The sequence below is a fragment of the [Clostridium] saccharolyticum WM1 genome, from assembly GCF_000144625.1.
Lineage (GTDB): Bacteria > Bacillota > Clostridia > Lachnospirales > Lachnospiraceae > Lacrimispora > Lacrimispora saccharolytica.
Genome location: NC_014376.1, coordinates 4,405,680 through 4,419,538 on the forward strand (window position 1 = coordinate 4,405,680; position 13,859 = coordinate 4,419,538).

Annotated in this window: 11 protein-coding genes; 5 read left to right on the forward strand and 6 right to left on the reverse strand. The window is 46.6% G+C overall.

The annotated features are described in order from the left end of the window. Window positions 1-146 precede the first annotated feature (146 nt). From CLOSA_RS20450 to CLOSA_RS20475, 6 genes are all read right to left on the reverse strand, one after another. Window positions 147-290, reverse strand: a complete 144-nt coding sequence (locus CLOSA_RS20450) for a hypothetical protein (RefSeq protein ID WP_013274632.1) — start codon at window positions 288-290, stop codon at window positions 147-149. Between the two features lie 38 nt (window positions 291-328). Further along, window positions 329-877: a stage V sporulation protein T gene (gene spoVT / locus CLOSA_RS20455; protein ID WP_013274633.1), complete on the reverse strand. Its 549-nt coding sequence runs from the start codon at window positions 875-877 to the stop codon at window positions 329-331. A gap of 195 nt (window positions 878-1,072) precedes the next feature. Next, on the reverse strand, window positions 1,073-1,258 hold the full coding sequence (locus tag CLOSA_RS20460; RefSeq protein ID WP_013274634.1) for a hypothetical protein: 186 nt from the start codon (window positions 1,256-1,258) through the stop codon (window positions 1,073-1,075). Window positions 1,259-1,400: 142 nt separating this feature from the next. After that, entirely contained in the window at window positions 1,401-4,940 is a 3,540-nt protein-coding gene (mfd, locus tag CLOSA_RS20465) for a transcription-repair coupling factor (protein ID WP_013274635.1), read from the reverse strand. Between the two features lie 9 nt (window positions 4,941-4,949). Next, window positions 4,950-5,516: an aminoacyl-tRNA hydrolase gene (gene pth, locus CLOSA_RS20470; protein WP_013274636.1), complete on the reverse strand. Its 567-nt coding sequence runs from the start codon at window positions 5,514-5,516 to the stop codon at window positions 4,950-4,952. Between the two features lie 185 nt (window positions 5,517-5,701). After that, window positions 5,702-6,646: a DDE-type integrase/transposase/recombinase gene (locus tag CLOSA_RS20475; protein ID WP_013274637.1), complete on the reverse strand. Its 945-nt coding sequence runs from the start codon at window positions 6,644-6,646 to the stop codon at window positions 5,702-5,704. 202 nt (window positions 6,647-6,848) lie between these two features. On the opposite strand from CLOSA_RS20475, the gene CLOSA_RS20480 reads away from it, so the two are divergent. The 5 genes from CLOSA_RS20480 (at window position 6,849) to CLOSA_RS20500 (ending at window position 13,857) form a co-directional block, all read left to right on the forward strand. Continuing rightward, window positions 6,849-8,981, forward strand: a complete 2,133-nt coding sequence (locus tag CLOSA_RS20480; protein ID WP_013274638.1) for a helix-turn-helix domain-containing protein — start codon at window positions 6,849-6,851, stop codon at window positions 8,979-8,981. Window positions 8,982-9,185: 204 nt separating this feature from the next. Next, window positions 9,186-10,463 carry an ABC transporter substrate-binding protein gene (locus tag CLOSA_RS20485; RefSeq protein ID WP_013274639.1) on the forward strand — a complete coding sequence of 426 codons (1,278 nt, stop codon included), beginning with the start codon at window positions 9,186-9,188 and terminating at the stop codon, window positions 10,461-10,463. 10 nt (window positions 10,464-10,473) lie between these two features. Continuing rightward, window positions 10,474-11,364: a carbohydrate ABC transporter permease gene (locus CLOSA_RS20490; protein WP_013274640.1), complete on the forward strand. Its 891-nt coding sequence runs from the start codon at window positions 10,474-10,476 to the stop codon at window positions 11,362-11,364. After that, complete coding sequence (locus tag CLOSA_RS20495) at window positions 11,361-12,179, forward strand: carbohydrate ABC transporter permease (protein ID WP_013274641.1); 819 nt, start codon at window positions 11,361-11,363, stop codon at window positions 12,177-12,179. Before CLOSA_RS20490 ends, CLOSA_RS20495 begins: the two co-directional genes overlap by 4 nt. 19 nt (window positions 12,180-12,198) lie before the next feature. Then, window positions 12,199-13,857: a DUF4091 domain-containing protein gene (locus tag CLOSA_RS20500; RefSeq protein ID WP_013274642.1), complete on the forward strand. Its 1,659-nt coding sequence runs from the start codon at window positions 12,199-12,201 to the stop codon at window positions 13,855-13,857. The last annotated feature ends 2 nt before the right edge of the window (window positions 13,858-13,859 follow it).

A 13,859-nucleotide genomic window follows, 5' to 3' on the forward strand; every position in this document is an offset into this window, starting at 1 on the left:
CCAGTGTTCCTGCCGTTTCTTTTTATGGGGCAATACGCCCAACAGAATATCTTTACAATCAATGGGCGCCTGCTGCAGCAACTGGGAAAAACAGTAAAACGTGTTTTCCCAGCCCTATCTTTTTGGATTATTACAGAAGCACCTGGTTAATTTCCTCCGGGGCCGTCCCGTCTGGGCCGCTCCGATTCCGGCAGTGGTTCAACGTAGAATCCATCCTTGTATGGCTCCGTATCAATTTCCGGGATATCCCCATCGCTGTAGTCATCTTCCTCTGGTACAAAAACCTTCATATTTGTTCACCTCCTGATTCATGTATGCCGGCCGGCAGTTACCCTTCCATCTGACGGCCTAAAAATCCTGCTGCCGTTGTTGCCAGCTTTGTTTCCATATCTCCAAAACGCGCTCTTGGCTCTCTGCTTAATAAGGCCACAGCCCCGATGGCATCACCTTCACAGATAATGGGGGCCACCACCTGTGCCGTTATCCCTTCCAGGGTTTCTCCTGACAGGGGAATAAAGCCCTTATCGTCTTTTCCGGCCACCACAACCGTGCGCTCGTTAATGAGGTTCTCTAATTGCTTGCTGATGGTTTTCTGGAGAAGTTCCTTTTTAGACCCTCCTGCCACTGCAATGATCTGATCCCTGTCGCTGATACATACGGTAAGTCCGGTAGTCTGAGCCATGGCTTCTGCATATTGGGAAGCAAAAGCAGTAAGTTCTACCATCGGAGAATATTTCTTTAGGATGATTTCTCCTTCCCTGTCTGTAAATATTTCAAGCGGAGTCCCTTCTCTTAACCGGAGCGTCCTTCTGATCTCTTTTGGTATCACCACGCGTCCCAGGTCGTCAATTCTTCTTACAATACCAGTTGCTTTCATAATTAAAATTCCTCCATCTTGTGCGTTTTAATATCACTGATATTATTTTGCTACGAAAGCACCAGATTATACTTAAGTCTGCCATTTTTCCCAAAATTTAAAATCAGGGCCGACTGTTAAAAAAAAGTCGAACCCTGATTTTCTAAATCATTCTTAGTTTATTCCTTGAAGAAGCAAGGATCAATGCAGTCCAGATTAAAAGTCCCCCTGCCTGACACGCTGTTGTACTTCCTTAGAGGATGATAAATAGCCTTCATGGGCCGCCTTTGCAGCCGCGTTATCTGGAATGGGTGTTACAAAATGGTTTTCAAAAGAACCATACTTTTGAATCGTCAATTCATTTGATACTCTCTGTAGAAGATACATACCTAAAACGTCCATAGCTACCACCTTTCTCCGAACTATAAAATTTGCAGGAAAGAAAGCATCTGGGACTTAATCCCTTCTTCTACTACTATTATATCATAAAATAGACAAAAATCAACTGGATTATTTGTGTTTTAAGTGTTAATTTTTACATTTATTAATTTTTTTCAGACAACTCCAACATTTGCTTCAATATCACCTCTGCCTGGCTGATCATGGCATCGGTGGATGGATTCTTCTTCCGGTCAAGATACGAAAACCTGGGTTCTTCTCCCATCTGGAACTTTAAATCTCCCTTATACCGGTCAATAATCGTGGGGATTCCTTCCACCTTCAGCTTTGCATTCTTATACATGGTCAGGCGGATCTCCTGGCGGTTAATGTTCACTTCGGTTACATAGGCACTTTGGGCCAGGGCTTTTAAGCTGGCTACCTTTAACAGGTTATCCACCGGCTTTGGAATATCCCCAAATCGATCCATGAGCTCATCCTGCATATCCATATATTCATCTTCATTCTCAATGCCGGAAATCCGTTTGTAAATGTCAAGCTTCTGATATTCATTCTTAATATAGGAAGTGGGGATGTAAGCGTCTATATCACAGTCCACCACGGTCTCATAGCTTTCCTCTTCTTTCCTCTGTCCTTTCAGCTCTAAAACGGCCTGATTTAAGAGCTTGCAGTAAAGGTCATATCCCACCGCTTCCATATGTCCGTGCTGTTCCGCTCCCAGAACATTTCCCGCTCCCCGGATCTCTAAATCCCGCATGGCGATTTTGATCCCTGAGCCCAGCTCTGTAAATTCCCGGATAGCCTGAAGGCGCTTTTCTGCTTCCTCCTTCAGCAGCTTATCCCTCTTATACATAAGAAACGCATAGGAGGTGCGGCTGGAGCGGCCCACCCGCCCCCGAAGCTGGTATAGCTGGGAAAGACCCATGTGGTCCGCATCCTGTATGATCATGGTATTGGCATTGGGAATGTCTAGGCCGGTTTCAATGATGGTAGTGCAGACCAGAACGTCGATTTCCCCGTTTACAAAGTCAAACATGATCCGTTCCAGCTCATGCTCATGCATCTGCCCGTGGGCAAAGGTAACCGCTGCTTCCGGAACCAGTCCGGATATATGGTTTGCCACCTCGTCTATGTTGCTTACCCGGTTGTATACATAATAAACCTGTCCTCCCCTGGAAAGCTCCCGGTGAATGGCCTCCCGCACCATTTCATCGTTATATTCCATGACATAGGTCTGTATCGGCATACGGTCCACGGGAGGTTCTTCCAGAACGCTCATGTCCCGGATCCCTACCAGGCTCATATGCAGGGTCCTGGGAATGGGAGTTGCCGTTAAGGTGAGCACATCCACATTTTCCTTCAGCTGCTTGATCTTTTCCTTATGAGCCACGCCGAAACGCTGTTCCTCATCTATGATAAGCAGTCCCAGATCCTTAAACTGCACATCCTTTGACAGGACCCGGTGGGTTCCGATCACAATATCCACCATGCCGCGCTTTAAATCCTCCAGGGTTTTTTTCATCTGGCCGGGTGTTCGGAAACGGGACATCAAGTCCACCCGGACTGGAAAATCCTTCATCCGCTGGGCAAAGGTATTATAATGCTGCTGGGCAAGAATGGTAGTAGGGACCAGGTAGACCACCTGCTTTCCATCCTGGACCGCCTTAAAGGCAGCTCTTAAAGCAATCTCCGTCTTTCCGTATCCCACGTCACCGCAGATCAGACGATCCATGATCTTCCGGCTCTCCATATCTGATTTGGTGGACTCTATGGCATCCCATTGGTCCTCCGTCTCCTCATAAGGAAACATCTCTTCAAATTCCTTCTGCCATACCGTATCTTCTCCGTACTGGAAGCCGTGGGTCTGCTGTCTGGCCGCATAGAGCTGCACCAGCTCCTTCGCAATCTCTTTCACAGCCCCCTTTACCCTGGTCTTGGTTCTGTTCCACTGCTCTCCTCCCAGCCGGTTCAGCTTTGGCTTTTTCGCATCCGCACCGGCGTATTTCTGGATTCCGTCAAGTCTTGTGGCAGGAAGATATAAGTTTCCGTTATCCGCATACTCCACTTTTAAGTAATCCTTGATGATGCCATCCTGCTCAATTTTTTCAATGCCCCGGTAAATTCCAAGACCATGGTCCTCATGAACCACGTAATCACCAATGGAAAGATCGGAAAAGTTCTGGATTTTAGTCCCTTCATAGGAGGACTTTTTCCTTTTCCGCCTCTTTTTTTCCATTCCGAACATATCGCCTTCCGTGATGACGATAAATTTTATCATGGAATATTCAAATCCCCGGTGAAGGTTTCCGAAGGTGACCAGAATTTCTCCTGGTTTCACCTCCTGGCTTTCTCCTCCCTCATCAGGGCAGTAAGCCCGCAGATCATATTCCCTTAAATCCCCTGCCAGACGGCTGGCCCTGGTTCTGGAAGCGGATAAAAGGATCACCCGGTATCCTTCCTTTTTCCATCTGGTTAAATCCTTTATTAGAAGCTCAAATCCATTTTGATAGGTATTTACATTTTTCACCTGAAAGCTGTAACGGTTCTTTACCGTAAAGCCGGAAAGCTTCTGTTCCAGACCGGTCAAATATACCGTAGATTTTGTCTGGACCCTTGCAAGCATTTCCTTCGCGGAGAAAAGAAGTCCGGTCTGTCCCGGAAGAAGGTAACCGTTTTCCAGACGGTGGATCATGCTTTCCCGAAACTCCATTTCTACAGTTTCCCCTTTTTCCCGAAGCCGCTCCGGCTCATCCAGGAATACCACAGAATTTTCTCCATGAAAATACTCCAGAAAAGACACGCTCTCCTGGCAGAAATAATGGATATAACCGTCCAGTCCATGCTGTCTGAATCCATCTTTCAGCCCCTCTAAAAATTCAGAGACAATGGAACGGATCCTGGAAGACTCCTGGATCTTTGACTGGGCCCGTAAATCCTTTTCATATTTTTTGGCTTCCTTTTCAAGAACACGGATCCCTTCCTCGATCTGAGCTCCTGTCAGAGCCATCTCCGTAGCCGGATAGATCCGTATGCTTTCCAGCTGCTCTATGGATCTCTGACTCTCGATATCAAAGGTCCTGATAGAGTCCACCTCATCATCCCACAGCTCTATGCGCACAGGCAGCTCCTCTGTTAAGGGGAACACATCAATGATCCCTCCCCGGATGGAGAACTGTCCCATGCCATCCACCTGTCCCATGCGTTCATACCCCAGCTCAATAAGACGCTTTTTCCACTCTTCCACATCAATGGTCTGACCGCCTTCCACAGACAGCACCTGCTCCTTTAAATACTTAAGCGGGAGAAGGTGGTCCATAAGTCCGTCAAAGGTGGTGACCACCCAGCCGGAGGTTTTTTCCATTAACTGCCGGAATACGGTCATCCGCTGTTTGGTCAGCAAATTTCCATGGATATCTGCACTGAAAAACAGAAGATCTCTTGCCGGGTACAGCCACACATCCGGTTCAAAGAACCGAAGATCCTCATAGATCTCCCTTGCCCTTGTATCGTCATAGGTGACCACCAGCCTAAAGCCTTCCTGCTTTGCCGCTTCATACATCAGGTGGACTTTCTGGGAATCCATGCAGCCGCTTGCCATAACAGGGCCGGCCTTTTTTAACAGATCGCTGGAAAGATCCTCAAAATCCTTTAATTCCCTTAATGGTTTTTCAAATAGATCACTCATGAAATCTCCTTATTTCTTTCTGTTAAAAAAATTCATTGCTGCTTCCGCTCCTTCTGTGACCATCATGATGGCAGCCTCTGCCGCATCCTGATAGGCCTGGTCCATAACCCCTTCCTGCTCCCTGGGGAAACGGCCCAGAACATAGTCCGCCAGATCCATTTCCTTTGGTTTTTCTCCCACTCCCACCCGGATCCTTGAAAATTCCTGGGTTCCCAGATGGTTTATGATGTTCTTTAAGCCGTTGTGACCTCCTGCGCTTCCCTTGGTCCGGATCCTTAGCTGGCCCTCTGCTAAGTTGATGTCATCGCAGATAATGATGATGTGGTCCGGCTCCACCTTATAAAAATCCGCCATAGCCCGGATGCTTTCGCCGCTTAAATTCATAAAAGTCTGGGGTTTTGATAAAATAACTTTTTCCGGTCCGATTCTTCCGGTTCCGCAAAATGCCCTGTGCTTTTTTTCCGTCACCCTGGCTCCCAGTTTGTCCGCCAGAATATCCACAGCCTCAAACCCTACATTGTGCCTGGTCTTTTCATATTCCCTTGTGGGGTTTCCTAATCCTGCGATGATATACATGATGATTCTCCTTATTATTGTCTATATTAATTACAGTTCCGATTCATGACTTTTTAGAGGTTTCAAACGCCCGAAAAGCGTTAGATTTCCCAATGCCGGGGGTCTAACGCTGCTTTACATTTTATCAGTTCAATCTTAAGATGTAAAGGCAAACACTGCCTTTTTTGTTTTTTAATGTAGGTTTGTCAATCATGTGTTACACTCACCGCCAAATAATTCATGAGTACTTGCCGCGGAGTTTTCCATCCCAAAGGACGCATGGGAAAGCAGTTATAGCTCCTGCTGTTGTATAGCTTTAGTTGCTTAGCGAAATCTTGAAAGCTATAAAACGTATGGGTGGCATAGAAACGCTCATTGTCCTTGCGATGACTCCGTTCTACCTTGCCATTGTGCCGGGGAGTAAACGGCCGGATCAGCTTATGCTTTATGCCATACCGTTCCAGATGAACCTGAAATAGAGTTGGTTTCTCCCTGTGAGTGGTAAAGCGGTTCGTAAATTCCGTACCATTGTCAGTCTGAATGCATTCAATCTGAGCAGGGAAGGCCTTTACCAGATGATCCAGAAACTGGGCGGAGGAATAGGTGTTGTGTTCCTCAAAGGCTTCTACAAAACGCCACCTGGAATACTCATCAATGGCTGTATATTGAAAAAAATGCTTCCCAATAACCTGACTGTTCTTTAAGCAGGCAGAGGGAACGAATTTTACATCTACTTGCAGCCGCTGGCCGGGATAATTCATTTGTTCGTACGGCTTTGGGATATACTTAGGGTTAGGAGGCTTAACAGCCATAATACCCTGCTTTTTGAGGAATCGGTATAAGCCTGGAATTGAGCGTGAATACCCCCGCTGCATAAGTTTCACCCAGAAAACAACCAGGCCAGCATGAGGATTGCGCTTACGCATATCCAGAATCAACTTGATTTCCTCAGAGGAATGCTGGTTGGGATGGTGAAGAGGTCGCCTGGATCGCTCCCTGAGGGATTCAATAGAGCCGTCAAAGCGCCGTTTCCAGCGGTAGATATACTGCCGGTTGGTCTTGTACTTGATGGCAGCTTTAGAGACACCATGTTTTTGGGCATAATTAAGGAGTGATAGACGAAACCTCATATCTTGTGTTATACTAGCCATGCGGAGATACCTCTTTCTGTTTGTGTTTTGGTTTGGCGATTAAAATATAACACAGAAATGGTATTTCCGTCTTTTTAATTATTCAGTTGTAACACATGTATTGTAATCCTACAAACACTGCCTTTTTTGTTTTTTAAACAGTTGAAAAGAAAAATGCTTCCAGTTATAATAAGGATAATTTTGTATTGGAAAGAGGGATACCGTGAAAAAGTATAATAATCTGCAATATATCTGGCTGAAATCATTCCTTATACTGATCCTGCTTCTCCTCTTGATAGAAGCCCCGTTTTTATACTGGATCAGTGTAACCATTAAAAAAGAAGCCGCCCGCAGCAGCAATTATTCCATTGATTTCCTTGGCCAGACTCTTGACAGCGATCTGACTTCCATTCAAAAGCTGGCATCCGATTTTATTTACAGGGCAAATTTAAAGCTTCCCCTTGATTCCCTTGATAACCGGCAGGCCTTTAAGTCCCATTCTGCTTATGAATTCGTAGATAATATGAAGTCCTTAAAAACAGCCAACGCGGTCATCAAGGATCTATGCGTCTATTATCCGGACAGAGGCTATATCGTAGGTACAAGAGGAAGCTATCCGGCCGGCCTCTACTACCTCTTAGGCAACCACCTGGATAAAAGCGGTTTTTCAGACTGGCTGAACGCCGTAACACCTCCCAACAAGCAGGGATTCTTTACAGCAAACCTTCACGGGGAAGAGGATTTATTTTATATCAAGACTCTTTACCAGGAACAGAAAAACAAGGAAATATACCTGATCATTACCATTGACCGGAACGAAATGCAGGCCATTCTAAAACGGGCCAACAAGGACCGGCATCAGCTGGCCGCTATTCTAACCGAAAGCGGAAAGCTATATACCTTCTCCGGAAATGAATGTCTGGTGGAGCTGGCTTTTTCCCGCCCCCTGGAACAGTTAAAAAACGGATATTTTGAGGGAAGCCGCTACTTAGTGGCCCGTTCTTCCCAACCCACAGGCTATCATTACCTGCTTATTATGGACAAGGCCGAAGTGCTGGGCATCTTAAACGTGATCAATCGGATCCTTTTGATTACCCTCTTCCTCTGCCTGGCAGGCGGAACTCTTGCTTCTCTATATCTTGCATCCAGAAACAGCCGCCCCATGTTAAGCCTGCTGCGGCACTTAAAGGAAAATGGTGCCTCGGAGGAAACCGATGTTTATGCCTTTATCCGAAAACGGATTGATGAGTTAATGGAACAGAATGAAAGCTCCATGGAGCTTTTGGACGGGCAGATGCGTATTATCAAATCCTCCTTTGTAAAAAATCTCCTCTCCTGCGGTTACCCGGATGAGCAGACCGTGGGCATTATGGCTGACGTCTATGGAATCACCTTTGAAAATCCATGGTTCTGCGTCATTGTAATATCAGGCAGAGACGGCATTGGGGAAAACGCCCTGAAGAGCCTGGAAAATGTTCTGGAATCTGTTAAATCACCGGATTGCGCCGTGTATCATTCTTATTTTCAGGACAAACTCCACGTTATTCTGAACATGGAGGGAACGGAAACCGGAATGCAGGAATCTATCGGGCGCATCCTGGAACTGCTGACTTCTCCAAGTAACCTGGAAACCGGGGGCCTTACCTGCACTGCCGGAACATTCTATGACAACCCGTCAAAGATTCTCTACAGCTACCGGGAAGCCCTGGCAGCCGGAGAAGACCGGGATTTGATCCTGTATGAAGAAAACAGTAAAATCATGTCCGAATTTCAGAAGAATATTCTTTCAAAGGATTACAGCAGTGCTTTGAATATGACGGATCTGCTCTTTGACCAGTACCTTGGCAAGGCCGACCCGGTGACTTTAAAATACCGGATTTACGGAATCTTAAACCAGCTTTTGGATGCCTTAAAGCAGGAAGGGCAGGAGGGGGAATCCAATTATTATTCTGATACCAGTATATCCAGGGATTACAGGACCATTATCCTGGATTTATTAAGCCGTCTGATCGACGGAAAGGAAACGCCGGACCAGGATAAGGCCTTTTCCATCCCACGGATCAAATCCTTTATTGAAAAGAATTACAGCGATCCTACCTTAAGTCTGAATACCATTGCCAATGAACTCGGATTATCCAATTCTTATGTTTCCAGGCTGTTTAAGAGGGAATGCCAGATGGGCATTGTGGAATATATCAACCGCTTCCGGATCGAGGAGGCGAAGAAAATGTTGCAGACCGACAGCTTAAACATTAAAGGCGTTGCCATTAAAGTGGGCTTTTCAAGCGATATCAGCTTTATCCGGGTATTTAAAAAATATGAAAACGTGACTCCGGGGAAATTTACCGCCGATTAGGAATGCAAAAAAAGTTAATTTTATCCTCGGAAGCGCAAAAATAGTTAATATATCTAAATTTAAGATGTTTTTTATTGATTTTTTTGTGCAAGTTGTATTGACTTTTTCTTTTTTATTCATTATCATAACACTAACCGCAAGGGGGCTGAGATAAATAATCTTAGTGCCCTTTTGCACAACACCCCCAAAAAAGGAGAGAGTCTTATGAAAAAAAGAAACGTATGCGCACTGCTTCTATCCACCCTTCTTGCAGCGGCAGCGGTCACCGGATGCGGCACATCCAATCCCGGTTCTGCTAAAAATCAGGAATCCGCTTCCGGGAAGACCTTAAAAATCTGGATGCCCCCCTTTGGCACAGAGGATATTTCCGACCAGGCTTTCTGGGAAGAGCAGTTAAAGCCCTTAACGGAAGAAACCGGTGCAAAGATTGAAATTGAAGTTGTTCCATGGAGCAATTATGAAGAAAAATACCTGACTGCCATCACCGCCGGGCAGGGACCGGACATTGGATACATGTATTCGGAAATGCTCAGCGATTTTATTGACATGGGCGCTTTAGAGCCGCTGACCAATTACTTTACGGATGCGGAAAAGGAAAACTATATTTATTTTGATAAGGGAACCATTAACGGCGTACAATATACCCTTCCCATTGTTGTTGGCAATCCAAGCGTTTTATTCTGTAATATGGATATTTTGAACGCTTCCGGCTTTACCGCACCGCCAAAGACCTGGGATGAATTCATCCAGTATGCCACAAAGATCAAAAACGATTCTCCGGACGTGCAGCCCTTTCAGCAGCAGTGGGCGGAAACCTCCATCGGAGGCCTGAACTCCATCTTCTATCCTTATCTGTGGCAGAGCGGCGGCAGCATCTTCTCTGAGGACGGCAAGACCCTGACCCTGGATACGCCTGAGGCGCTGGAGGCCGCCCAGTTTTTATATGACTTAAAATTCAAGTACGGCATTCTTCCTGATTCCTCAACTTCCATGACCGAATCCGATGTAAAGGATGCCTTCATCGCGGGCAAGGTTGCCATGGCCGCTATTGGAAGCACCTTAAGCAGCGACCTGGACAAGGCAGGGATAAATTGGGATTACAGCACCTCTCTTGTAAATAAAACAGGAGGCACCTTCTGTGCAGCCGATGCACTGGTACTTTTAAGCAGCAGCCAGAATAAGGAGCTTGCTGCAAGGGCCATGAAGCTGATGACCAGCGCAAAGGTCATGGAGCAGTTCCATACCAAGCTGTACAGCATGCCGCCGATTACAAAGGATGAGGCATATAATGACAACCCCAAATTTGAAGATATGTATAAAAACGATACCGCCTATTTCCATACACTTCCCGTAGTCGCCGGCTCCTTTAAGATTTATGACACTTTGTATAAGAATCTGCAGCTGATGATGCTTGATGAATTAAGTCCGGAAGAGGCACTGAAAGATACCTCAACTTATGCGGAAACCATCTTAGACCAGTAAGGAGCCTGATATGAAGAGTAAAACAAAAGAAGCTTTGCAGGGCTATCTGTACATACTGCCGAGCTTTATCCTTCTCATGGTTTTCTCGGTCATACCGATTTTCATGTGCCTGTATTTCAGCTTTACCAAATATAACATTCTTCAGGCACCGGAATTTACCGGCCTTAAAAATTATTTCAGGCTGGCCCAGGACCCTTTTGTCCGGTCCTCCCTTAAAAATACCCTGGTCTATACCTTTGTTGTCGTTCCTGTACAGACTCTTCTGTCCATGGGAATTGCTGCTGTAATCGCAGCATGCTTCCGCCGCCGCTTTTTGCGGTACGGCGGGCTGCTGCGCAGTGCCATGTTCATTCCGGTCATTTCATCGGCCATCCTGGTGGGAACCTTATGGTCCTTCCTGTTATCCACGGACAGCGGCATTATCAATCAGATCCTGGCCTTGATTAAGATCCCTGCCGTCAACTGGCTGGGCACCACACAGACTGCACTGCTCAGCGTGTGTGCGGTCTCTGTCTGGAAGAACGTTGGCTATTTTATGGTGATCTTTTATGCAGGTATTATGGATATCTCCGGTTCTCTTTATGAGGCTGCGGAGGTGGATGGCGCCACCAGGATCCAGCAGTTTTTATTTATCACAGTTCCGGGATTAAAGCCCATCATCTATCTGGTGGTGACTTTGGGGACCATCTGGTCGTTCCAGGTATTTGATATTGTATACGCTATGACCGGCGGCGGCCCGGGCCGTTCTACGGTGACCCTGGTGCTGACCATATACAATGCGGCTTTTAAAGAATACAGCATGGGCTACGCCAGCTCCGCTGCCTTCCTCCTGTTTCTCATTGTCATCCTGCTTTCAGCGGTCCAGAAACGGTTATTTGCAGAAAAGGAGAATTTGGCATGAAAAATCAAAACGTTACGCTCTGTACCATAGTACTTGCAGCGGTATTGGGCCTGTTCGCCCTTACAGCGGTATTCCCTTTCCTTTATATGGCGCTGCTGTCCTTTACCCAATCCAAAAGCCTGACCTTTTCCTTATCAGAGATAAGCCTGGATTTTACCAATTACCGCAGGGTGTTTTCCAATACCAATTTCTTTTCTGCTTTAAGAAACAGCATTCTTGTTTCCGGTCTTTCCTGCATGTTTAACTGCCTGATCTCCTCCATGGCGGCTTATGGTTTTGAAAAAAAGGAGTTTCCGGGAAAGGAAAAGATTTTCAGCCTGTATCTGGCTACTCTCATGGTTCCCGGGCAGGTGACTTTGATACCGGTCTTTATCATCATGAAACAGCTTGGGCTTTTAAACACCTATTTTGCCCTGATCGTGGTTATCATTAACGCTTTCGGCGTGTTCCTGATCCGCCAGTTCATGAAAGGCGTGCCCGATGAGCTCATAGAGGCCGCCAAGGTGGATGGGTGCCCCGAGCTGTGGATCTTTACAGGGATCGTCATTCCCTTAATCAAGCCGGTGCTCATTTCCCTGGTGGTATTCACCTTCATTTCCTCCTGGAATGACTTTATTTGGCCCCTGGTCATTGCCACTTCTTCCGAAATGCAGACTTTGACCCTGGCCCTGTCCCTGTTAAAAGGTCATTTCAGCACCAATTACGGCCTGGTTATGGCCGGCTCTACCTTGACCTTTCTCTTCCCGTTTATTCTGTATGTGTTCTTACAGAAACAATTTGTGGAAGGCATTGCCTTAAGCGGCGTGAAGGGTTGATAACGGAAAGGAGAATCTTATGGAACCATGTTCCGGTACTTGCCAAATGATCGTATTAAGCTCCCTGGAAAAGGTTTTTCCCCATGTGGAGCCTGTATTCTCACCGGAGTGCTGCCGCTTCAGCGGCCTTTACGGAGAAGTCGTCTCCTTTCAGGCTGCCTGCTGTTTGAGAGGTCTGAGAAAGGAAACCTTTCGGGTTCAGGTAACCTCGGATTTAAAAGAAAGCATCCGGATCCGTCAGGTGCTTAACGTACCCTCCTCTTACCCTGCCCATGAAAAGCGGGACAGCAATTACATAAGCCATGCCCCGGGACTTTATCCGGACCTTCTTAGGGATCTTGAGGATAACAGTCTGGTTCTGGTCCCCGGCCACTGGCAGAGCCTGTGGATCGATGTCGCCATTCCTGATTTTATTCCTGGAGGAACCTATCCGGTCACCATCTCCCTGATGGACAGCCGCAGCAGGGAAGCCGCCTTAGTCAGCACTGATATGGAAGTGATCCCCGTCCCCCTTCCGGCTCAGGACCTTTTACATACGGAATGGTTTCACGGAGACTGTCTTGCGGATTATTACAAGGTTCCTATCTTCTCCGAGATGCATTGGAGTATTCTGGAAAAATTTATTTTCCTTTATGGAAACAGGGGAATGAATATGATTCTCACCCCCATTTTCACACCGCCCCTGGATACTGCGGTAGGCGGGGAACGCACCACCATCCAGCTTGTCTCCATCCGTCAGGAAAGAGAACGGTATCTCTTTGACTTCTCCCGCCTGGAACGTTGGGTTAAGATCTGCAAAATGGCAGGGATCCGGTATTTCGAAATGGCCCACTTATTTACCCAGTGGGGTGCTTACCACGCTCCCAAGATCATGGTCACACGGGGCGGAGAAGAAATCAGGCTCTTTGGATGGGATACTCCTTCCACCGGGGCATACACCGCATTCCTGGATCAGTTCCTTCCTGCCTTAAAGGAGGAATTGGATCGTCTTGGGATTCTTGAAAATACTTTTTTCCATATTTCCGACGAGCCGGAAAAAGATCATCTGGAATCATATGCCCTTGCCAGGGAATCTGTTATGCCCCATTTAAAGGACTGCAAACTTTTAGATGCCCTGTCCGACTATTCCTTCTATGAAATGGGCATCGTCGAACGCCCGGTCTGTGCTACCGACCATATAGAGCCCTTCCTGGACCATAAAGTTCCACATCTATGGAGCTACTACTGCACCGCTCAATGCGTGGATGTATCCAACCGCTTCATGGCCATGCCCTCAGCCAGAAACCGGGCTTACGGCCTGCAGGTATATAAATATGGAATGGAGGGAATCCTACACTGGGGTTTCAACTTTTATAATTCCGAACATTCCCGTCACCACATAAATCCATATGAGGTGACGGATTGTGAAGGCAGCTTCCCTTCCGGCGATGCTTTCCTGGTTTATCCCGGTTCTGATGGCATTCCGGAGGAATCCATACGCCTTATGGTCCTTTGCGAGGCCAAGCAGGATCACAGGGCACTAAAGCTGCTGGAATCACATATTGGAAAAGAAGCTGTCATCAGGCTTTTGGAAGAGGATTTATCCCATCCCATCACCTTCAGCATCTATCCAAAATCAAGCGCCTACTTTCTAGGCGTAAGAAATAAGATCAACCGGATGATTAAAAAATACATATAAAA